This is a genomic window from Pantoea stewartii, from assembly GCF_011044475.1.
GTDB classification, from domain to species: domain Bacteria; phylum Pseudomonadota; class Gammaproteobacteria; order Enterobacterales; family Enterobacteriaceae; genus Pantoea; species Pantoea stewartii.
The window spans coordinates 811441-830139 of record NZ_CP049115.1; the positions used below are offsets into that span (position 1 = coordinate 811441).

Consider the following 18699-nt stretch of genomic DNA (forward strand, 5'->3'; position numbering starts at 1 on the left):
AACGCTGTACACGACTGGACAGTTCCCGCTGTTCAGTCGCTCTTTCCCACCTCGGTGAAATACTTCTCGAAGTACCATTTCGGTACACAGCACAGGTGTTCGTAGTCAGGACGCATGAAGATGACCCTACGTTCCTGCCTGTCGTAACTGATGATGCGCACGACAATGCCGCGCTTGTCCCGAAAGCGCTTGTCGGTTTCAACAAACCTTTCATCCACCAGCGCCCCCCTCTTTCAAACGAATGTGCTCAAGCATTGATAAGAGCGTTCGCGCCTCTTCACCCGTCAAAATCACGTTTTGCTCACAACCCGGCGCCGCGATGCATCCCTCTGGCAAACCCAGCTGGTGAATCATTCGGCATGCCAGTTGGCAGATGCGGATCTTCTGACGACTGAGACCAGAAGGATGAATCCCCATATCGAGCGCCAGGGCCTTATTACCTTGAGTGATTGCCTCACGGTGAAAAAAGCTCTCCAGCGTTTCCGGCTTACAATTAACACGTACCGAATTGCTCGAAATTGCAGACGATTCCATTTATTTTCTTCCTTTAAGTCAGTGAATTAAGATGCAGAAAGCTCAGGCCAGATCCGTTCCCAGTCATCCGGCCGCAGTTCTCTGCGCGTAACTGCTTTGTTTGTTGCCTGCTCAATTTCAACGCACCGAGCAGGTGAAATAGGACTACGACCAGAAGCCATTTGAGAGAGGAACGAACTTGATACGCCCAAAGCGGTTGCTAACTTCTTTGCTTCGCCACGTTCTAATGCATCAATGTAATTTTTAAGATCCATAGGACACCTCATTTTTTGTTGGAGTTTATTAAACACTAAACTTAACGTCAAGCATTTGCTTGTTTAGTTATTACTAATCAAAATGGCGAAATGAACATTACTGACAACAGGCGAATGCGCCTTAAAGCGTGGTTTTCAAACAAAACGCTTCCAGCAAATGAGAAAAGCTATTTATCCCAGTTAATGGGAGGAAAAGCCTCGTTTGGAGAAAAAGCCGCGCGTAGGATTGAGACTACTTATGGCATGCCATCAGGTTATCTTGATGAGGTGGCTGAGACCGTAGAGACGCCATACGCAAACGTGGTTTATAAGGGACCTAACCAACCTAAAGGGAAATTTCCGGTGATCAGCTGGGTTAGCGCTGGCGAGTGGACTGAGGCAATAGAGCCTTACCATCGCAAAAGTATTGATAGATGGTATGAAACCACTGTTGATTGTTCTGAATACTCCTTCTGGCTTGAGGTGAAGGGCGATTCAATGACATCACCCGTTGGCCTAAGCATTCCTGAAGGGATGATGATCCTAGTAGACCCTGAGGTAGAAGCTAGAAGCGGCAAGCTCGTGGTAGCTAAACTAGATTCTGAAAATGAAGCTACTTTCAAGAAGTTGGTAATGGATGCAGGTAGAAAATTTCTCAAACCGCTTAATCCTCAGTACCCAATGACAGAGATTGATGGCAACTGCCGTATCATTGGTGTTGTTGTTGATGCAAAAATAACAAACCTCCCTTAATACATACCAGCTTCGGCTGGTGTGTTGCTTTTTCCCCTCAATCAAAAATAAATTCACTTAACTTTTAATTAGTTAATAGTTAACTCCGCCTTTATGTTTAGTGTTTACTTGACTATATTGTTTATAGTTTAATAAACTTCCAATCACAGCAAGACGCAGCCCACCGCAGACAGCTGTTCTGCTCTTTAACAAATGAACATGTAATCACCGCGCTGGTGGCTGAGAGGCCCGAACTCAGCACCCTGGCATCCCCTGACCTCACGGGGTAAAGGCATCCCAGGCATGCGGCGGACAGTGTGGTGATTCAGTTTTTTTTGAGCTGCATGAGATAGCAGGCGCAGCATCAAAACGAACTGGCAAGCATATCGAATGAGGAAATTAAAGATGGATAAAGCCTACGAAGAATATTTTGAAAGCCTGAAAGAAGGCGAAGAAGTGCTGAGCTTTGCCGAGTTTTGCGAAGCTCTAGCACCAGCCAAGAAAGGTTAACGCCTCACCAGGGCAAAGTCCGGAATACCGCAGCAGTTTAGTTGGACTTAAAAGTAAACGCGGGCTTGAAGCTGGAGGATGGGGCCAGCACACAACGGAAAGAGCGCTACACCGGATATGCGTGTCAGCCCCTGTGTAACCTCCCCTGGCGGCGTGGTAGTTAGGTCGCAAAGGCAGCGTTACGGGTTTGCGGCGTAAGGTGGTCAAAGGTAGCGCTCTCCCCGTTGTGGTGAATTGCAGTCCATCGAGACAACCAGAAGATCAGCACCTGGCACCACAACCCCACATTGCTGTGTAGTCTTTGTCCCCCGCCTCGGGGGCATTTTTTTGACTGCTCATCAGCGCTCCGAGGTATCCATGAAATTCATACCAAAACTGACCCGGCAGCGCATTAGCGAACTGCCAGAGGGCACACCGATCCGCATCGGTAACAGCGTCGTCGTTTTCGATGGCTGCAGCATTGAGCCCAATTACAAGGGCGAGGATGAAACCTTTGTTTATTACATCGATGCGGACGGCAAGCGGCATCGACATTTCGAATGGCTGTTACTCGAGTCAGGTACCGAATTCATTGAGTCACAACTGTGCGAATACTGCGCCCGGTTCCGGCATCCCACGGACATAAAGCAGGCGGTAATCCGGTTCTGGAACCGCAGCGAAGTCCGGTCCTTTTGCAGCGACAAAGGCTGCGCAAACCTTTACCAGCAAACAATCCGCGTCCCGGCTGCGCGCCAGGGCAAACCAAGGAGACGTATCTCATGAGCCCTGTAGATCGCCTGCAGTTCAAACATCGCCTGACGGGCGCTGATTTCCACCCGAAGCCACGCCACTGGCTGACGCCGTTGCTTATCGCACTGTGTGTGGTGGCGGGAATGTGTTTGCTATGACAGTGACAACCATCCCCACTGAATTCGCCCTCAACGAGGCCATGCGTTCGCTGGCGCTGAGTACCATCCTCACGCTGTGCGAACAAAATCAAATCAGTCCGGCAGATCTGGAAATGCTGGCCCACCAGCTGGCCCAGCGTGAAGCAAACGCGGACCGTTCAACATTGAAGGACTTTTATGCAAAGAACCATCAATGAGTTAAAAGCATACATATTGAGCCGTTGCACTCCTTCTGCTGAAGGTTGCCTTGAGTGGCAAGGATCTTTAACAAAAGACGGATACGGTCATGTCAGATTTGGCAAAATCACAGTCAAAGTTCACCGCGTCATAGCTGACGCACCACCGCATTCTGACGTTCTCCATTCATGTGACAACCCTTGGTGCTGCAATGTGAATCACCTGTCTTTAGGCAACCACCAGGCAAATATGATTGACCGTTCTCGTAAGTGCAGGACGGTCAATATGTATGGTGTGCAAAAAATTACTGAAGATGACGTGCGGGCAATCAGGATGAGCACTGATACACATCGTGCTATTGGCATTCAATACGGGCTTTCGCGCACAGCAATCACCAACATCAAATCAGGCGCCCGATACGCGTGGGTGAAATGAAATTATGGCTTTGATAAGAGTAATTGATACGGAAACCACCAGCTTTGAGGGCGGCGTGTGTGAGCTGGCCAGTATCGACATCGTTGGCGGCAAACTGTGTAACCCTATGAGCGATTTTGTTAAGCCCCCCGAGCCGATTACCGTTGGCGCCATGGCAGTGCATCACATCACTGATGCGATGGTTGCCGATGCCCCGCCGCTCAGCGATGTAATTGACCGTTATCTGGGAGCCGACGTTTACGTGGCGCACAACGCCGCGTTTGACCGGCCAAAGCTGCCACAGATAACCGCGCCGTGGATCTGCACGCTCAAACTGGCCCGCAAGCTTTATCCGGAGCTGGAAAGCCATTCCAACCAGTATTTGCGTTATCACTTCATGCTCGATGTTGATGTGCCTGAAAACCTTCACGCGCACCGGGCGCTGTACGACTGTTTCGTTACAGCGGCGCTTCTGCTACGTCTGAACCGTGACGCGCGCCTGACGATAGCCCAGATGCGCGACATATCTGCACGGCCTTCCCTGCTTCACACGATGCGCTTTGGCAAGCATAAGGGCAAAACCTTCGAAGAGATTGCCGGACAGGACCAGGGTTATCTTCGCTGGGCGCTGGCAAATATGGATCTGGATGAAGACCAGAAATTTACCATGCAACATTACCTGGAGGGCTGATATGGGCATTCCGGTTCTTATCCTGGGTGATTCCGGCTCCGGCAAGTCAGCCAGCCTGATGCACCTGAAACCTGACGATGGTTTTCTGGTTAACCCGGAAAACAAACGTCTCCCGTTTAAATCTTCTGGCTGGAAACCCCGCGATTTCACCGCCAAAACCGGCAACGTTTTTTTTACTGATGTGCCTGGCGACATTGTACTGATCATCACTCACGCCCGCCGCGCCGGTAAGAAATTCGTTGTGGTTGACGATTTTCAGTATGTGATGGGTAATCAGTTCATGCGGCGCCGCAGTGAAAAGTCGTTCGAAAAGTTCACCGAGATCGGGGGCGGTGCCTGGGACGTAATTCGCGCAGCACAGGCAGCGGAAGACGATTTAATTGTGTATTTCCTCGCTCACACGGAAGAGACACCAGCCGGCCGAATCAAGATGAAGACGATCGGCAAAATGCTGGACGAGAAAATCACGGTTGAGGGGATGTTCAGTATTGCCCTGCGCACCGGCGTGTCTGACGGTCGCTATTACTTTACCACCCAGTCAGACGGCACAGACCCGGTTAAATCCCCGATCGGCCTGTTTGACCAATTCCAGATTGATAACGACCTGAACGCTGTTGATACGGCGATCCGGGACTATTACGAACTTAATGACGGAGTAAACGCATAATGCAGCAACCAATTTTCACATTCGATCCTGAATCAGCCAAGACGGCCGGATCTTCTGGCGCAACTGAGGGTGGCGCTTACGCTGGTACCATCAAATCAGCCATTTTTACCCAGGCGCGAGACGCCGAATCGAAATCAGAGTCCATGGAGTTTTCCCTTGATTCTGATGTTGGCACTATCAACTTTCTGCGTGTTTCTTATGTTGGTCGTGACGGCAATCCCTTACGCAGCGGGAACGCAATGATTCAGGCGATTATGGGCCTGACCAAAACAAAAGCCCTACACGCTACAGAAGTCCGTAACGACAAAAATGAAGTCGAATATCACTGCAAGGATCTGGAAGGCAAACCCATCGGATTTGTTCTGCAAAAAGTTCTCTATACCAAACAGGACGGAAAAGACGGTTACCGCTTCGAAATTCGCCAGGCATTTGGACCACAAACCCGCAAAACATATAAAGAAGCGACAGAAAACCTACCCGCTGAGGTGGTGGATAAACTCGTTGCCTCACTGACTGACAAAGACGAACGCCAGCCGCAGCAAACACACAGTGGTACGGGCTCAATGTTAGGTGGCGGTGTTAACAATGGATGGGGCCAATCGCAACAGCCACAGTCACGATTAGCTCAGGCTGCTGGTGGCGGTCCTCGTAATAATAGCAATCCTCCACCTGACTTCGACGATGATATTCCTTTTTAAAAAAATATTTAAAAGAGCTGATTTCAACTCAGCTCTTTTTATAAATTTTCAGTTACGCACGCTATTTATCACATCCATCATTTCTTTATATTGCTCTCTATTGATAATACGTACATTTAATTCTTCCCTGCCATCCTCAATAATATAGTCATAATTTTTTTCATCTAGCCATATTATTAACCGAGCTGTAGCTATAGGATTTAAATAAGATAAGTTTACACTAGCATTATTACCAGACCACATTGCAATAGTTCCATCGGCAAACCGCGGCGTGCTTTTTTGATTCTTAGGTGCTGTACTTGACATCATCTGCAAGCTAACTAAGCTATTCTTAATTGACTGAATATCTTTTATAAGAATCTCGTTAGCACTCAACTCTTCAAGCTTTATATCTTTTTTATCATAAGAGCCAAAATTCTTAAGGATAGGACTGGTTTTTACCGCTTTGCTTTTTATGAACGCCTCAAAAGTAGCATTGATTTTAGTAGCGAGACTATTTTGAAATTTATTTATTAAACCATGTCTCAAATCTTTCGGGTAGCCAATATGCTCAATGGTCCCAGAGTCAAAACAATAATCTGTCACATCATCTTTTATTATTATGACTGGTTTATCAAATGCTATCCTCATTCCAAGTTCAAACATTACGTTCGGATTTCTTGAGCTTACATCGCAAATAATCAGATCATCATCATTTAGATTATTAACTATTCTTGAGTGAATTGTTGTGATTTCACCACCATCACTTACCATGCGTCCTGGCCTGGCTCCAATCCTCGTCAAAGTATCACTAATAATATTCATGACATCAGACCAGTGAGAGTCAGGATAACCATCAGTTTTTGCAATCGGCATAACATAGCCAATTTTAATGTCCTGTAGTCTTACTACTTCATTCTCTGCAGAAAGTTGATTGTCTGTGCTTTGTTTATTTGCCATATTAATAACCTAGAATGAATATCAAGTCTTTAATTTACATAAGAAAAGCTTATCAAATCAATGTAAATGACAACTATTTTTTAAATTCTATCATTTACAAAATAAAAAACTAAAATTTTCCTTAAGACGAGATAAATCACACATAAAGATTTTAGGATTGATAAAATATTCTGCTTTCAGAGAGCCTGTCAGTTGATGCGAAAAAAACTTATACATGTGACAGGCTCTCTAGAGGGAGAATCTAAGCATTACAACAATGCTAAACAGCAATTTAAAGGGAGTACATATCTTGATGAGAAGGAGGAAGACCAATAGCATCTAGACCTAGAACGTGCCCCTTCTGCACTTTTGTGGGCCAATAAAAATCTTGGTGGAAAATGGTCCTACGGTATATGCGGACCTGAGAGGAATCCAGAGCAAGATAAACGCGATCAAGATAAATATTAAATCTTGCTCTGTCGGGGTTTACCCTTCCCCCTAAAATTTACTCTTTAGAAATCATTACTTTTGAATTCAAACAACTAAGTTTTTAACATGTTTTAACAAGCACCCCCTCAATTTTAATTTTTCTTCTTTATCCTGTAGCCTAGTCATTTTATACTTAGATAAATCTGATTCAAGGGTATATTTTAGGTGAGAAATATCGCATTCAGCTATTATCACTCTATCGTTATAGACTTTAAGTATATAACTATTATCTTTACCATCAACTTTATACACGTCATTTAAAAAATAAGCGGACATTCTGCCCAGCGCCGACCCTGAAAAAACGATAGAAGACATAAGCATTCCGATAAATATGTAATTAGATGTCGATGTCTGCATTGATATAATTTTAAATCCTGCAACCCACCACCTAACTGAATAAAATGCAAGCAATAGGAGAGTTACATTAAACATTTCACTAAATCTATCAACACCTATCGCTTTTTCAAAATCATTTATTACATATAACCAGAACATGAAAACAACCGCTGGAATTAACTCCACAAAAAAACAATAAACTTATATCTAATTATAGAAGTGGATAAAAAAAAGGCAAATGAAAAGAAATAAAACATTAAGCCTGGAACAACATTTTCAACAATCATTGAAACACTAAGATTACCTGTAATGTTTGGATAGCCATAAAAACCCAAAACACCAACCTGAAAAAAATAAGCATTTAAATATATTGCTGCTGTAAGAAATGCGGCAACAGGGAACTCTATTTTTAAACCTTTCACAAAAATAACGTCCTAAATAGCATGGCTTTATAAGTTCATTATCAATGCCAAATTATATTGAAATTGTCAAGCTACATTTTGTCGTTAATAGAACTAAGAGTAGCGATTATGGGAACAAGTTATTGCGCAAAACTGAATCATTTAATTACACAGCATAGTCATCGACTAAATCAGATTGGTGACCAATGGCGCACGCCTGATCCGCTCTGGTGAGGCATAAATTCGATGTTCGGTCCTTTCGTGCTCAGAGCAGTATTGAAAATTAGAAATGGTGATAATTATGAATAATAAAATAAAACATCCTGTAATCCGTTATCACGGCGGTAAGTTCCGCCTGGCGCCATGGATTATCGGTCAAATGCCAGAGCATGTTTGTTATGTAGAACCGTTCGGGGGCGCGGCCAGCGTGCTGCTACAAAAACCACGTTCTTATGCTGAAGTCTATAACGACATGGATGGTGAAATTGTCAATTTGTTTCGGGTACTTCGTGATCCAGTTTTGAATCAAAAACTGCAAGATGCCTGCTTTCTAACTCCCTATTCTCGCGATGAATTTTACTCTGCCCATGACTTCAACGATGAACCTGTGGAGCGAGCTCGGAGAATGGTTGTCAGAGCTTGTATGGGATTTGGATCCGCTGCTGGAGTCGGCGGCAATTCCGGTTTTCGCAGTGACAGTAAGCGTAAATATGCTACTCCAGCGCATCTTTGGGAACGTTATCCGGCACATCTGTCTTCAATTTGTCAGCGTTTGAAAGGTGTAATTATCGAAAATAAAGACGCACTGACGGTCATGCGTACACATGATGCGATAACAACCCTTCACTATCTAGATCCGCCCTATATGCCCGAAACCCGTGTTGCAGGCAATCGTTACTATAACCACGAAATGACAGATGAAGGCCACACCCAGCTTTTGGCAGTCGCCGGTACGTTATCAGGAATGGTAATGATCAGCGGGTATGATTCTGAAGTTTACAACGATATGCTCAAAGGCTGGAACAAGACTGAAAAATCGTCACGTATCAGCGCAGGCAGAGGGACAAAGGTTCGCACAGAATGCCTGTGGCTTAATCCAGCAGCTCAACAGAAAAAGGGGCGCGCAGCATGACTGAGAAATTTTCGCTCAATCTGGGAGTGCGAAAACTCTGTCGCAAAAACGGCCTTTCTATCCACCAGTTGGCAGTCAACTGTGGCGATAAACAGTGTGCAGTTTACCAAAATATAAAACGTGATTCGCCCAGCACCGCGACCTGTGAAAAAATATGCTGATGCGCTGGGCGTGTCGCTGTTGGAACTGGAAAGAGCGGGCTATGTAAAACCGCCCGTAAATAAGTGATCGCTATGCTGATCGGCTTCTTTCTTATCATTTCCTCTGTACTGCTCGTTCCTGTAAGCGCAGACATCTATCAAACCATGGCCGTATAGGAATAAGTCAGAGGACAAATGGCATTTACTATCGGCTACTCAATAAGATTCGACATCTTAACAGCGTTTTTAGAATATCCGTTCAAACTAATCGCAAAAATAAATAAAAATACTAAAGTGGTTATGGTCAATCTAAGAGTCACTTCAGAAAACAAAATATCAAAGAAGAAAGAGCAAAAAACCCCTATTGTCAATTGATATATTCCGAACCAAAACTTAGCGCGCATAGGATTGTAAGTAGGAACTTTTGATTTGTTAAAAACATAAAATCTATTCGAGAATTTTTTCGTCCACGCAAAAATTATCAATAATGATAATATTACTCCTCCGAGTGCTATCCATGATGGGTTATTTGTGAAGTCTGGACTTGGATATAGTTTTATAAACGAATAAATTACGACACCAATAAGAGCCACTACGAAAGACATAATATTAGCTCTGAAACCTTCATAATAATACTCATTACCTACGAGCGGTATGTCATAACGCTTCATAAATCCTTCCTTAAATCACTCAGAAAAATAGAATTTATATTTACACAGACAACACCTTACTTACTGAAATTCAACATGACCAATTTAACTTCGTCAAGCTACCATCTCATAACAATAAATTAAATAACCTTTTCAATAAAAAAATATTCCTCTACCTTATCTCGATTTTATAGTTAAAACATCAAGTTAAATATTCAAAAAGGATAATAATCTTATGGGAAATATAAAAGTTAATAATTACTGTATTGCCTTAACTAACATCCGAAATCAACCAAACCATAAGTTAAAGCAGATCGGCGATCAATGGCGCACGCCTGATCCGCTCTGGTGGGGCATAAATTCGATGTTCGGCCCGTGCGTGCTGGACCTATTCGCCGATGAGAGTAATGCAAAATGCGAAGCGTATTACAGCGCCGAAGATAACGCACTTTCGCAGAACTGGTCGGAACGCCTGGCAGAGCTAAACGGCGCTGCATACGCAAACCCACCCTATTCCCGCGCCTCGCAGTACGACGGGCAGTACATTACCGGCATGCGCCAGATAATGGCCCATACGCTGGCAATGCGTGAGGCTGGCGGTCGCTATGTCTTTTTGATTAAAGCGGCAACTGGCGAAGTCTGGTGGCCAGAAGATGCCGACCATATAGCATTCATTCGCGGCCGAATTAGCTTTGACCTGCCCGCCTGGTACCGGCCTGAGGAAGGCCAACCCAGTGAATCTTCCGCCGGGTTCGGGGCCGCTATAGCTGTTTTCGATAAATTATGGAGAGGTCAAAAATTTGATTATGTCAGTCGCGACCATCTTGAATCACGTGGCGCCGCGTTAATTGCACAGATCAATAGAGCAGCGCAGCTATTTAAAGTGGAGAAAGTAGCATGAACCTACATTGTGTCCCCCTTTCCACCTACTGCAAAAACACCGGCGAATCGGTCGAAGCCATTAACAAACGGATACAAAGGAAGATCTGGCAGGAAGGTGTTCACGTATTAAAAGTGGACGGCGTCCGTGAACGCTGGATTGATCTTGATGAGGTGAACAGATGGGCAAGAAACAGCAAGGATCCGCTTTACCGCGCGGAATAACCGTGCGGCAACACAAAACCGGAGACACACTTCAGCTGACATTCACTTATAAAGGGGTTCTGTGCCGTGAGCCCCTTTCAGGAATGGAAGTTAACCCACGCAATATAAAATACGCTGAGAGGTACCTGGGGGAAATACAAAACCGGATCGCTACGGGGGCATTTCACTACCTGAGTTATTTCCCCCGCTCAAAAAAAGCGGCTCTTTTCGGTCATGAAAAAAAGAAAAAGACGGTGAAGGATTATCTTGAAGAGTATCTGGTGATCTGCGAAAACCGGAACCTCTCACCCTCCACCATGGACGGTTATCGCAAATGCCTGCGCGCGCTCAGTGAGCTGCACAAAATCTGTGTAACCGACCTGACGCCATCAGCACTGAAACACTGGGTGGCCAGCAGAAAAACCAAACTAAAGACCATCCGTAACCGGCTGTCATTTTTGCGCAGCGCCATCGATGAAGCCGTTACAGATGGCCTTATACCTGATAACCCTGTCGCCCATATTAGCGCATCACGATATTTCTCTGTCGAGTCCGGCAATACAGAGGAGTACGAGGTAGACCCATTCACGCCCGACGAGATACGGATCATCTACCTGAATTGCAAATACCTGCAGTGGAAAACCACGTTTCAGTTTGCATTTAATACCGGCGTCCGGCCATCCGAACTGTGCGCGCTGAAATGGGCAGACATCGACTTTCAGAGACGAACCGCCTTTGTTCAGAACGCCATTGTTGAAGGCATTTTCAAAGGGACAAAAACCAAATCCGGTACCCGCAAAATTGAGCTTAATGACGAGGCAATCCAGGCACTGAACGAACAAAAACAGTTCACGCTGATGAAGAGTGAATTTGTCTTTGAGGATCCAAGTAACGGCCAGCCCTGGTCAGGTTCGGGCGACATTCGACAGAAAGCGTGGCGCCACATCATGAGGGCATCAAAAATCCGGTACCGCAATCCGTACCAGACCCGGCACACGTTCGCGACGATGCATATCAGCGCAGGCGTCAACCTTTTCTGGTTGTGTAAGCAGATGGGACATAAGGGACCGGATATGCTGTTCAGAAACTATGGCTCATATCTGGCAGACTATGACGGGAATCTTTCACGGCCCGGACTCAAGTCAGGCAGCGAATAGACCATTATGGAAAAGAAAGTGCACGTAAAATGCACGTGGGAAAGTGGGATATGAAAAATACTATTTATTACAATATATTGCGGAGGTTTGTTCGCGGGTTCGAATCCCCCTCTCACCGCCACATTCAAAGAAGAGTCCAGACTAACCTCTGGACTTTTTTTTTTGCATGTTCTCCTGAGAGGGGGATGAGAACCCCCGACCGGGGGGGCGACAAAACGGCAACGCCGTTTTGCATGGCCGCCAGGCCACCCGCCGGGCGAGCGCAGCGAGTGAATCCCCTCTCACCGCCACATTCAAAGAAGCGTCCAGACTCACCTCTGGACTTTTTTTTTTGCCTGTTCTCCTGAGGGGGGATGAGAACCCCCGACGTGGGGGCGACAAAACGGCAACGCCGTTTTGCATGGCCGTCAGGCCACCCGAAGGGCGAGCGCAGCGAGTGAATCCCCCTCTCACCGCCAGATTTGAAGAAGCGTCCAGACTCACCTCTGGACTTTTTTTTGCATATTCTCCTGAGAGGGGGGATGAGCACCCCCGACCGGGGGGCGACAAAACGGCAACGCCGTTTTGTATGGCCGACAGGCCACCCGAAGGGCGAGCGCAGCGAGTGAATCCCCCTCTCACCGCCAGATTTGAAGAAGCGTCCAGACTCACCTCTGGATTTTTTTTTTGCATATTCTCCTGAGAGGGGGGATGAGCACCCCCGACCGGGGGGCGACAAAACGGCAACGCCGTTTTGTATGGCCGACAGGCCACCCGAAGGGCGAGCGCAGCGAGTGAATCCCCCTCTCACCGCCAGATTTGAAGAAGCGTCCAGACTCACCTCTGGATTTTTTTTTTGCATATTCTCCTGAGAGGGGGGATGAGCACCCCCGACCGGGGGGCGACAAAACGGCAACGCCGTTTTGCATGACCGCCAGGCCACCCGAAGGGCGAGCGCAGCGAGTGAATCCCTCTTTATCGTCCTCTGTCGCACCCAATAAAAAAGGCCTGCTGGTTCACCCGCAGGCCCTTAAAGCACTCGCGCTCACGCGTTACTGCTTATCCCGTGCCCACGTCGCGCTGCTGACATTCACCTTCACCGGCAACAGACCGATCTGGGTAAATTTATCGGCCAGCGCCTGCTGTTCGTTAAACACGTTGGGCGTCATACGTTCCGCCCCAAACGGCATGCGGGCCAGCGCGCGCTGCCAGATGGGTACAGGCAACCCCGTGGAGCCGGAAAGGATTTTTGCGGCGTCAGCCTGATGACTGTTTGCCCAGGTGCTCAGCTGACTCAGCGCGTTCAGCACCTGTTTCGCCGTCTCGGGATGACCATCAGCAAATTTGCGGCTGGCCAGGAAAAAGGTGTAATGCGGCACTAAGCCTTCGGCATTTTTCAGCAGGCGCGCATGGGCCGTGGTTTCGACTTCGGCCAGATACGGATCCCAGATAACCCAGGCGTCGACAGCACCGCGCTGGAAGGCGGCCCTGGCATCGGCAGGCGGAAGATAAACCGGCGTAATATCTTTATACGTCAGCCCCGCCTGCTCCAGCGCAGTCACCAGCAGATAATTAACATCCGATCCTTTGTTCAGCGCCACGCGCTTGCCTTTCAAATCCTTGACACTTTTGATCGTGGAATCGGCCGGCACCACAATGGCTTCGGTCTGCGGGTTGGCCGGCGAGTGGCCAAGGTAGACCAGATCGGCCTGTGCCGCCTGCGCGAAGACAGGTGGCGCATCGCCGGTGGCCGCCAGATCGATACTGCCTACGTTAAGCCCTTCCAGCATCTGCGGGCCTGCCGGGAACTCCACCCAGCGCACATCAATGCCCTGCTTTTTAAATTCGCTGTCGAGCGTGCCACGGTATTTCAGCAGCGCAAAAATATTCGCTTTCTGGAAACCGATATTCACGACCTGGGGTTTGTCTTCCGCCTGTGCTGTCACGAAGGTGCCAAGTTGAGCGAGCGCAATCAGTGCGCTTATCACTATTTTTCTCATTTTTTTGTCCTGAACGAAGGTGTTGTCAGCGCAACATAACAAATCCGTGCCTGAGGGCTTAATGCGTATAAGTTCTGTCCTTAGTCATAAAACGTCATTGCGGCCAGACTCTGTCCCGGACGTTGATGGCGCGGGGAAACAGACCGAGCGCATAGAAACGATCGGCGATTCTCTGCTGCTCGCGAATAATCGCTAAGTTCATCGCCTGAGTTCGATGACTACGCCGCGCCAGCGCCTGACGTAATGCGCTGTCGGACATGCCCAACTCCTTTGCCAGTAACCCGGCAGCCTCGGCCGGATGGGCATCGATATACTGGCCAGTCTGCTCCAGCGCGGTCATCAACAGGCGCAGTAAATCGGGTGAATGCGTAGCAAACTGGCGATCCGCCAGATAGAACTGATGGTTGCTGACCCGGCCCACGCCATCGGCAATGACGCGCAGTTGATCGCCACGTTCGGCCTCACTCAGTAAAGGGTCCCACATCATCCAGGCATCGACCGCATTCAGGTCGCTGGCGGTTAACGGATATTTCGGTGGGGCATACACGATACGCACGTCGTCCAGCGTCAGGCCTGCTTCATCGAGGATCTGCAGCAGCAAAAAATGGACGTTAGAACCTTTATTCACCGCAATGCGCTTGCCTTTGAGATCGGCAATCGTCGTGATGGCGCTGTGTCTGGCGACCATCAGGGCAACACTTTGCGGCGCAGGCGGTTCCCAGGCCACATAGACCATGGTGCCCTGATCGGCCTGGGCAAACAGGGGCGGAACTTCGCCTGTCGTACCAAAGTCAATTTCCTGATCGCGCAGAGCATGCAGCAACTGTGGCCCCGCAGGAAATTCACTCCACAACACGCGGACATTCTGGCCCACCAGCTGCTGCTCAAGATGCTGACGGGCTTTGAGAATGCCAAGATTGCCGAACTTCTGGTAACCAATACGCAACTCGCGCTCCTGCACCACAGAGTCTGTCAAAACACGCGATGGCGCGATGGCGCTGCTGCGGCGCGGCTTAATGATGCCGCAGTGGCCCAGATGGGTGCGCAGGCTGTGACGGCTGATCCCCAACAGCGCTGCCGCCTGGAGCTGATTTCCCTGACTCAGCGCATAGGCATTCCGCACTAAGGATTCAATAATTCTGGGATACAGGGGCGTTTCACTGTGCTGCAGTTGCTGCCGGATAAACTGATCAATCACATCCTGTTCAGGCACCGGTTCAGCCTCAATCACGCGGCCCAGACGCAGATGCTGGGGGCCAATAAGTGTTTCCTGGCTGAGCAGAACAGCATTATGTAATGTGTTTTCCAGCTCCCGAATATTGCCCGGCCAGGCGTACCGGCTTAACGTCGCGATCGCCTCCTCACTCAGACGCAGCTGAGGTCGGCCCAGTCGGCGCGCATAGTGTTGCAGAAAATACGCGGCCAGCACCGGTATATCCTCACGGCGCTCGCGCAGAGGCGGCAGCGCCACGCTGGCCACATTCAGCCGGTAATAGAGATCCTCGCGGAAGCGCCGTTCGGCAATCGCACCGGTCAGGTCGCGGTTCGTGGCGGCAAGCACCCGAACATTTACCTTTATCGCCTGAGATGAACCTACCCGGGTAATCTCTCTCTCCTGCAATACGCGCAACAGTTTTACCTGGAGCGGCAAACTGAGTTCACCGATCTCATCCAGCAGCAGCGTGCCGCCCTGCGCCGCCTCGAACCAGCCACGATGACGTTCCGTGGCACCGGTAAACGCGCCCTTCTCATGCCCAAACAGTTCTGACTCGGCAAGACTTTCCGTCAGTGCGCCGCAGTTCACGGCGACAAAGGGCGCGCGGCGGCGCGGGCTGTGGTGATGCAGATAGCGCGCCATCACCTCTTTACCGGTGCCGGTTTCGCCAATGATTAACACCGTGGCATCCGTGGGTGCCAGGCGATCCAGGATACTTTTGAAGGCCAGAGAAGCCGGGTCAATTAAATCGGGACCAGCGTGTTCCATAGCGAATACCTGCAAAGTGACTGAGCGCTCACGATAACGCTAAGCGTGAAGGGAAACGAGCCACGGGCTGAGCCCCTGTGCTGCAAATGCAGCACTGAAGTTCAACGCCTGCTGCATGTGCAACAGCGCGTACCTGAAAGCTGAAATCATAACGCTATAAATTCAAAGGAAAAAATGACCAGACACAGTTGGCACGTATTCTGCTAATGGCTTTATAACTGAAAGATTGCTTTTCATTTGCCAATTTCAAATATCGTTATAAAGGAATCTGCTAATGCCTGAAGCCTCTGAGAAAAACATTAATCTGTTCTGGTTTTTACCCACCCACGGTGACGGACGTTATCTGGGGACCACCCAGGGCGGAAGAGCGGTCGATCTGCCCTATCTGCAACAGGTCGCCCTGGCGGCAGACAATCTGGGTTTCTACGGCGTACTGATCCCCACGGGTAAAAGTTGTGAAGATTCCTGGCTGGTGGCGGCGGCTCTGGCCCCCATCACTAAACAGCTGCGTTATCTGGTGGCGGTCAGGCCGGGGTTGCAGCCGCCGAGCCTGGCGGCGCGCATGGCGGCAACGCTGGACCGTCTGTCAGACGGGCGCTTACTGATCAATGTGGTGACGGGTGGCGATCCGGTGGAAAATAAAGGCGACGGTATTTTCCTGAGTCATGCCGAACGCTATCAGGTCACGCGGGAGTTCCTGGAGGTCTATTCCCGTTTGCTGAAAGGCGAGAAAGTGGACTTCCACGGTGAACATATTCGTGTGGAGGGCGCTGAAATTCTGTTTCCGCCTGTGCAGGCCGACGGTCCACCGCTCTACTTTGGTGGTTCGTCGGACGATGCGGTCGACGTGGCCGCCAGTCAGGTCGATACTTATCTCACCTGGGGCGAACCCGTTGAGCAGGTTGCCGCCAAACTGGACGTTGTGCGCCAGCGGGCGCAGGAACTTGGCCGGGCGTTGTCCTACGGCATTCGACTGCACGTTATTGTGCGTGAAACCGAAGAGGAAGCCTGGGCGGCAGCCGATAAACTGATAGCTCATCTGGATGATGAAACCATCGCATCCGCTCAGAAGATCTTTGCCCGTATGGATTCGACGGGCCAGGCGCGCATGAGTGCACTGCACGGCGGTTCACGCGAAGGCTTACGCATCGGCCCCAATTTATGGGCAGGCGTCGGACTGGTGCGCGGCGGCGCGGGCACTGCACTGGTCGGCAACCCTCAGCAGGTGGCAGCGCGGATTCGGGAATACCAGGCGCTGGGCATTGATAACTTTATTCTGTCGGGCTATCCGCATCTGGAAGAAGCGCACCGGGTAGCCGAGTTACTGATGCCACTGCTGCCGCTGTCGACGCACGCCGGGAAAGCACAGCGCAGCGTGAATACAGGTCCCTTTGGTGAAACTATCGGTGGCGATCGTCGTCCCGAAAAAAGCGCCAGTGCCAGCTAAGAAATGAGGCGGTTTATGTCAGAGCAGCATATTGTCATCGTGGGCGGTGGATTTAGCGGGACAGCGCTGGCCGTGCATCTGGGTCGTCTGGGCCAGGCCGGACTGCGCGTCACGCTCATCGAACCCCGGTCGCAGCTGGCGCAGGGCGTTGCCTACTCGACGGCCGATCCGGCTCACCGCCTTAATGTACCCGCGTCACGCATGCAGCTGGCGGGAGAGGAAGAAGGCAGCTTTGATCGCTGGTATCGCGCCTCTGATGCATATGTCAGCGATCCCGCCGCGCGCTGGCACGATGGTCATGTCTATCCTCAGCGCAGGCAGTTTGCCCGTTGGGTCAATGCACAGTTCGAGGCGGCACAACGTGAGTCGCCTGTCGTTCTGGCGCATCTGCATGATCGCGCTGTGGCTTTCCGGGACGGCACGGTCAGCACCGCCGCCGGCAAACACCTTGCCGCCGACATTGTGGTCCTGGCCGTCAGTCATCCCGCGCCGTCGTTGCCTGGCGCGTTAACCGCACTGGCTGACCATCCCGCCATCATCGCCGATCCCTGGCAGGAGAACGCCCTCGCCTCTGTCGGTCCGGAGGAGCGCATCGCCATTGTGGGCAGCGGTTTAACGATGGCGGATATGGTGGCCACGCTGGATCGCCAGGGGCACCGCGGCCCTGTCACCGTGTTTTCACGCCGTGGACAACTTCCCCGGCCCAATATCAGTCAGCATGACCTCAGTTGGTCGCTTGAAGGGCACCTTGCCAGGCCAGCGGGTGTGCGCTGCTGGTTACGGCGCATCCGCCAGGACATGCGTCAGGCGGCGGCGCGCGGGCTTCCGTGGCAGGTCGTCTTTGATGAGGTTCGTCGGCAGGGCCAGACCCTCTGGCAGAGCCTGCCACTGAATGAGCAACGGCGCTTTCTGCGCCATCTGCGGCCGTGGTGGGATGTGCACCGCTACCGCATTGCGCCACAGGCAGGCCAGGTGCTGAACGCGCGGCAGGAAAACGGATCGTTGCAGGTGATGGCGGCGCGGCTGACGGCGGCAGAGTCCAGCCATTCTGCGGTACGGCTGCATCTGCAAACTCGCTCGGGCGAAGTCGTGACGCGGGAGGTGGATAAGGTGATCGTGACCACCGGCCCGGCGCACGGGAAACTGGTACAACATGATGCCCTGCTACGCCAGTTGTGTGATGACGGCGTCATCCGGCCCGATCCTTTAGCGCTTGGCATTGATGTCAATGCCCTGTCGCAGACGCGAACGGCACAGGGCCACAGCAATTCCCATCTGTATGTGGTCGGTCCCGCGGCCCGCGGTCGGTTTGGTGAACTGATGGGCCTGCCGCAGGTGGCAATGCATGCGGAAGCGGTTGCCCGTCAACTGCTGAATCTCACAACCGCTACGCTAAACGAGCGATGTCCCCTTTCACTGACTGACTAATCACTTACCTGT

Annotated in this window: 23 protein-coding genes; 14 read left to right on the forward strand and 9 right to left on the reverse strand. The window is 50.1% G+C overall.

From position 1 onward, the window contains the following. Window positions 1-32: 32 nt before the first annotated feature. Genes G5574_RS03820 through G5574_RS03830 form a run of 3 tightly spaced genes read right to left on the reverse strand, consistent with a single transcriptional unit; the run spans window position 33 to window position 788 of the window. Entirely contained in the window at window positions 33-218 is a 186-nt protein-coding gene (locus tag G5574_RS03820) for a DUF4222 domain-containing protein (protein ID WP_110957206.1), read from the reverse strand. Beyond that, window positions 211-534: a hypothetical protein gene (locus G5574_RS03825; RefSeq protein ID WP_029570154.1), complete on the reverse strand. Its 324-nt coding sequence runs from the start codon at window positions 532-534 to the stop codon at window positions 211-213. The genes G5574_RS03820 and G5574_RS03825 overlap by 8 nt, the downstream gene beginning before the upstream one ends. Window positions 535-560: 26 nt before the next feature. After that, on the reverse strand, window positions 561-788 hold the full coding sequence (locus tag G5574_RS03830; protein ID WP_072005080.1) for a transcriptional regulator: 228 nt from the start codon (window positions 786-788) through the stop codon (window positions 561-563). A 114-nt stretch (window positions 789-902) separates the two neighbouring features. On the opposite strand from G5574_RS03830, the gene G5574_RS03835 reads away from it, so the two are divergent. The 8 genes from G5574_RS03835 to G5574_RS03865 all read left to right on the forward strand — a co-directional run bounded on the left by G5574_RS03835 (window position 903) and on the right by G5574_RS03865 (window position 5543). Beyond that, window positions 903-1520 carry a LexA family protein gene (locus tag G5574_RS03835; RefSeq protein WP_244964686.1) on the forward strand — a complete coding sequence of 206 codons (618 nt, stop codon included), beginning with the start codon at window positions 903-905 and terminating at the stop codon, window positions 1518-1520. A gap of 846 nt (window positions 1521-2366) precedes the next feature. Beyond that, window positions 2367-2771: a hypothetical protein gene (locus tag G5574_RS03840; protein WP_164482069.1), complete on the forward strand. Its 405-nt coding sequence runs from the start codon at window positions 2367-2369 to the stop codon at window positions 2769-2771. Continuing rightward, a complete protein-coding gene (locus G5574_RS23860; protein WP_257793782.1) occupies window positions 2768-2896 on the forward strand; it encodes a hypothetical protein in 129 nt (42 codons plus the stop codon). The genes G5574_RS03840 and G5574_RS23860 overlap by 4 nt, the downstream gene beginning before the upstream one ends. After that, on the forward strand, window positions 2893-3093 hold the full coding sequence (locus G5574_RS03845) for a hypothetical protein (RefSeq protein ID WP_164482070.1): 201 nt from the start codon (window positions 2893-2895) through the stop codon (window positions 3091-3093). The genes G5574_RS23860 and G5574_RS03845 overlap by 4 nt, the downstream gene beginning before the upstream one ends. Beyond that, window positions 3074-3508 (forward strand): HNH endonuclease, encoded by a 435-nt coding sequence (locus G5574_RS03850; RefSeq protein WP_164482071.1) that lies wholly within the window; start codon window positions 3074-3076, stop codon window positions 3506-3508. Before G5574_RS03845 ends, G5574_RS03850 begins: the two co-directional genes overlap by 20 nt. Before the next feature lie 4 nt (window positions 3509-3512). Continuing rightward, a complete protein-coding gene (exoX, locus tag G5574_RS03855; protein ID WP_174250594.1) occupies window positions 3513-4178 on the forward strand; it encodes an exodeoxyribonuclease X in 666 nt (221 codons plus the stop codon). Window position 4179: 1 nt separating this feature from the next. Next, window positions 4180-4845 carry an ATP-binding protein gene (locus G5574_RS03860; RefSeq protein ID WP_164482072.1) on the forward strand — a complete coding sequence of 222 codons (666 nt, stop codon included), beginning with the start codon at window positions 4180-4182 and terminating at the stop codon, window positions 4843-4845. Then, window positions 4845-5543, forward strand: a complete 699-nt coding sequence (locus tag G5574_RS03865; RefSeq protein ID WP_164482073.1) for a hypothetical protein — start codon at window positions 4845-4847, stop codon at window positions 5541-5543. Before G5574_RS03860 ends, G5574_RS03865 begins: the two co-directional genes overlap by 1 nt. Window positions 5544-5591: 48 nt before the next feature. Here G5574_RS03865 and G5574_RS03870 read toward each other — a convergent pair whose 3' ends face one another. The 3 genes from G5574_RS03870 to G5574_RS03880 form a co-directional block, all read right to left on the reverse strand. After that, window positions 5592-6482 carry a hypothetical protein gene (locus tag G5574_RS03870; protein ID WP_164482074.1) on the reverse strand — a complete coding sequence of 297 codons (891 nt, stop codon included), beginning with the start codon at window positions 6480-6482 and terminating at the stop codon, window positions 5592-5594. A gap of 513 nt (window positions 6483-6995) precedes the next feature. Continuing rightward, window positions 6996-7445 (reverse strand): hypothetical protein, encoded by a 450-nt coding sequence (locus G5574_RS03875; RefSeq protein WP_164482075.1) that lies wholly within the window; start codon window positions 7443-7445, stop codon window positions 6996-6998. Window positions 7446-7462: 17 nt separating this feature from the next. Beyond that, a complete protein-coding gene (locus G5574_RS03880; RefSeq protein ID WP_164482076.1) occupies window positions 7463-7708 on the reverse strand; it encodes a hypothetical protein in 246 nt (81 codons plus the stop codon). A gap of 280 nt (window positions 7709-7988) precedes the next feature. On the opposite strand from G5574_RS03880, the gene G5574_RS03885 reads away from it, so the two are divergent. Continuing rightward, window positions 7989-8819: a DNA adenine methylase gene (locus tag G5574_RS03885; protein ID WP_164482077.1), complete on the forward strand. Its 831-nt coding sequence runs from the start codon at window positions 7989-7991 to the stop codon at window positions 8817-8819. A 352-nt stretch (window positions 8820-9171) separates the two neighbouring features. Here G5574_RS03885 and G5574_RS03890 read toward each other — a convergent pair whose 3' ends face one another. Next, window positions 9172-9630: a hypothetical protein gene (locus G5574_RS03890; protein WP_164482078.1), complete on the reverse strand. Its 459-nt coding sequence runs from the start codon at window positions 9628-9630 to the stop codon at window positions 9172-9174. 214 nt (window positions 9631-9844) lie between these two features. On the opposite strand from G5574_RS03890, the gene G5574_RS03895 reads away from it, so the two are divergent. The 3 genes from G5574_RS03895 to G5574_RS03905 are packed head-to-tail and all read left to right on the forward strand — an operon-like array spanning window position 9845 to window position 11849. After that, window positions 9845-10510, forward strand: coding sequence for a phage N-6-adenine-methyltransferase (locus G5574_RS03895; protein WP_164482079.1), 666 nt, complete (start codon window positions 9845-9847; stop codon window positions 10508-10510). Next, window positions 10507-10713 (forward strand): excisionase, encoded by a 207-nt coding sequence (locus G5574_RS03900; protein WP_164482080.1) that lies wholly within the window; start codon window positions 10507-10509, stop codon window positions 10711-10713. Before G5574_RS03895 ends, G5574_RS03900 begins: the two co-directional genes overlap by 4 nt. Then, a complete protein-coding gene (locus G5574_RS03905) occupies window positions 10671-11849 on the forward strand; it encodes a site-specific integrase (protein WP_164482081.1) in 1179 nt (392 codons plus the stop codon). Before G5574_RS03900 ends, G5574_RS03905 begins: the two co-directional genes overlap by 43 nt. Window positions 11850-12880: 1031 nt before the next feature. Here the strand turns inward: G5574_RS03905 and G5574_RS03910 are convergent. After that, on the reverse strand, window positions 12881-13828 hold the full coding sequence (locus G5574_RS03910) for a sulfonate ABC transporter substrate-binding protein (RefSeq protein ID WP_039343199.1): 948 nt from the start codon (window positions 13826-13828) through the stop codon (window positions 12881-12883). A gap of 94 nt (window positions 13829-13922) precedes the next feature. Beyond that, window positions 13923-15812 carry a sigma-54-dependent Fis family transcriptional regulator gene (locus G5574_RS03915; protein WP_164482082.1) on the reverse strand — a complete coding sequence of 630 codons (1890 nt, stop codon included), beginning with the start codon at window positions 15810-15812 and terminating at the stop codon, window positions 13923-13925. 274 nt (window positions 15813-16086) lie between these two features. On the opposite strand from G5574_RS03915, the gene ssuD reads away from it, so the two are divergent. Both ssuD and G5574_RS03925 read left to right on the forward strand, forming a co-directional pair. Then, a complete protein-coding gene (gene ssuD / locus G5574_RS03920; RefSeq protein ID WP_164482083.1) occupies window positions 16087-17259 on the forward strand; it encodes an FMNH2-dependent alkanesulfonate monooxygenase in 1173 nt (390 codons plus the stop codon). Window positions 17260-17274: 15 nt separating this feature from the next. After that, entirely contained in the window at window positions 17275-18687 is a 1413-nt protein-coding gene (locus G5574_RS03925) for an FAD/NAD(P)-binding protein (protein ID WP_164482084.1), read from the forward strand. The last annotated feature ends 12 nt before the right edge of the window (window positions 18688-18699 follow it).

What these genes read in the sequence shown, in the direction of transcription:
- G5574_RS03890 (WP_164482078.1), bottom strand. Translation starts at nt 9,630, where the DNA reads ATGAAGCGTTATGACATACCGCTCGTAGGTAATGAGTATTATTATGAA.
- G5574_RS03865 (WP_164482073.1), top strand. Translation starts at nt 4,845, where the DNA reads ATGCAGCAACCAATTTTCACATTCGATCCTGAATCAGCCAAGACGGCC.
- G5574_RS03870 (WP_164482074.1), bottom strand. Translation starts at nt 6,482, where the DNA reads ATGGCAAATAAACAAAGCACAGACAATCAACTTTCTGCAGAGAATGAA.
- G5574_RS03910 (WP_039343199.1), bottom strand. Translation starts at nt 13,828, where the DNA reads ATGAGAAAAATAGTGATAAGCGCACTGATTGCGCTCGCTCAACTTGGC.
- G5574_RS03875 (WP_164482075.1), bottom strand. Translation starts at nt 7,445, where the DNA reads ATGTTCTGGTTATATGTAATAAATGATTTTGAAAAAGCGATAGGTGTT.
- G5574_RS03835 (WP_244964686.1), top strand. Translation starts at nt 903, where the DNA reads ATGCGCCTTAAAGCGTGGTTTTCAAACAAAACGCTTCCAGCAAATGAG.
- G5574_RS03830 (WP_072005080.1), bottom strand. Translation starts at nt 788, where the DNA reads ATGGATCTTAAAAATTACATTGATGCATTAGAACGTGGCGAAGCAAAG.
- G5574_RS03900 (WP_164482080.1), top strand. Translation starts at nt 10,507, where the DNA reads ATGAACCTACATTGTGTCCCCCTTTCCACCTACTGCAAAAACACCGGC.
- G5574_RS03885 (WP_164482077.1), top strand. Translation starts at nt 7,989, where the DNA reads ATGAATAATAAAATAAAACATCCTGTAATCCGTTATCACGGCGGTAAG.
- G5574_RS23860 (WP_257793782.1), top strand. Translation starts at nt 2,768, where the DNA reads ATGAGCCCTGTAGATCGCCTGCAGTTCAAACATCGCCTGACGGGCGCT.
- G5574_RS03860 (WP_164482072.1), top strand. Translation starts at nt 4,180, where the DNA reads ATGGGCATTCCGGTTCTTATCCTGGGTGATTCCGGCTCCGGCAAGTCA.
- G5574_RS03895 (WP_164482079.1), top strand. Translation starts at nt 9,845, where the DNA reads ATGGGAAATATAAAAGTTAATAATTACTGTATTGCCTTAACTAACATC.
- G5574_RS03925 (WP_164482084.1), top strand. Translation starts at nt 17,275, where the DNA reads ATGTCAGAGCAGCATATTGTCATCGTGGGCGGTGGATTTAGCGGGACA.
- G5574_RS03850 (WP_164482071.1), top strand. Translation starts at nt 3,074, where the DNA reads ATGCAAAGAACCATCAATGAGTTAAAAGCATACATATTGAGCCGTTGC.
- G5574_RS03915 (WP_164482082.1), bottom strand. Translation starts at nt 15,812, where the DNA reads ATGGAACACGCTGGTCCCGATTTAATTGACCCGGCTTCTCTGGCCTTC.
- G5574_RS03845 (WP_164482070.1), top strand. Translation starts at nt 2,893, where the DNA reads ATGACAGTGACAACCATCCCCACTGAATTCGCCCTCAACGAGGCCATG.
- exoX (WP_174250594.1), top strand. Translation starts at nt 3,513, where the DNA reads ATGGCTTTGATAAGAGTAATTGATACGGAAACCACCAGCTTTGAGGGC.
- ssuD (WP_164482083.1), top strand. Translation starts at nt 16,087, where the DNA reads ATGCCTGAAGCCTCTGAGAAAAACATTAATCTGTTCTGGTTTTTACCC.
- G5574_RS03905 (WP_164482081.1), top strand. Translation starts at nt 10,671, where the DNA reads ATGGGCAAGAAACAGCAAGGATCCGCTTTACCGCGCGGAATAACCGTG.
- G5574_RS03825 (WP_029570154.1), bottom strand. Translation starts at nt 534, where the DNA reads ATGGAATCGTCTGCAATTTCGAGCAATTCGGTACGTGTTAATTGTAAG.
- G5574_RS03840 (WP_164482069.1), top strand. Translation starts at nt 2,367, where the DNA reads ATGAAATTCATACCAAAACTGACCCGGCAGCGCATTAGCGAACTGCCA.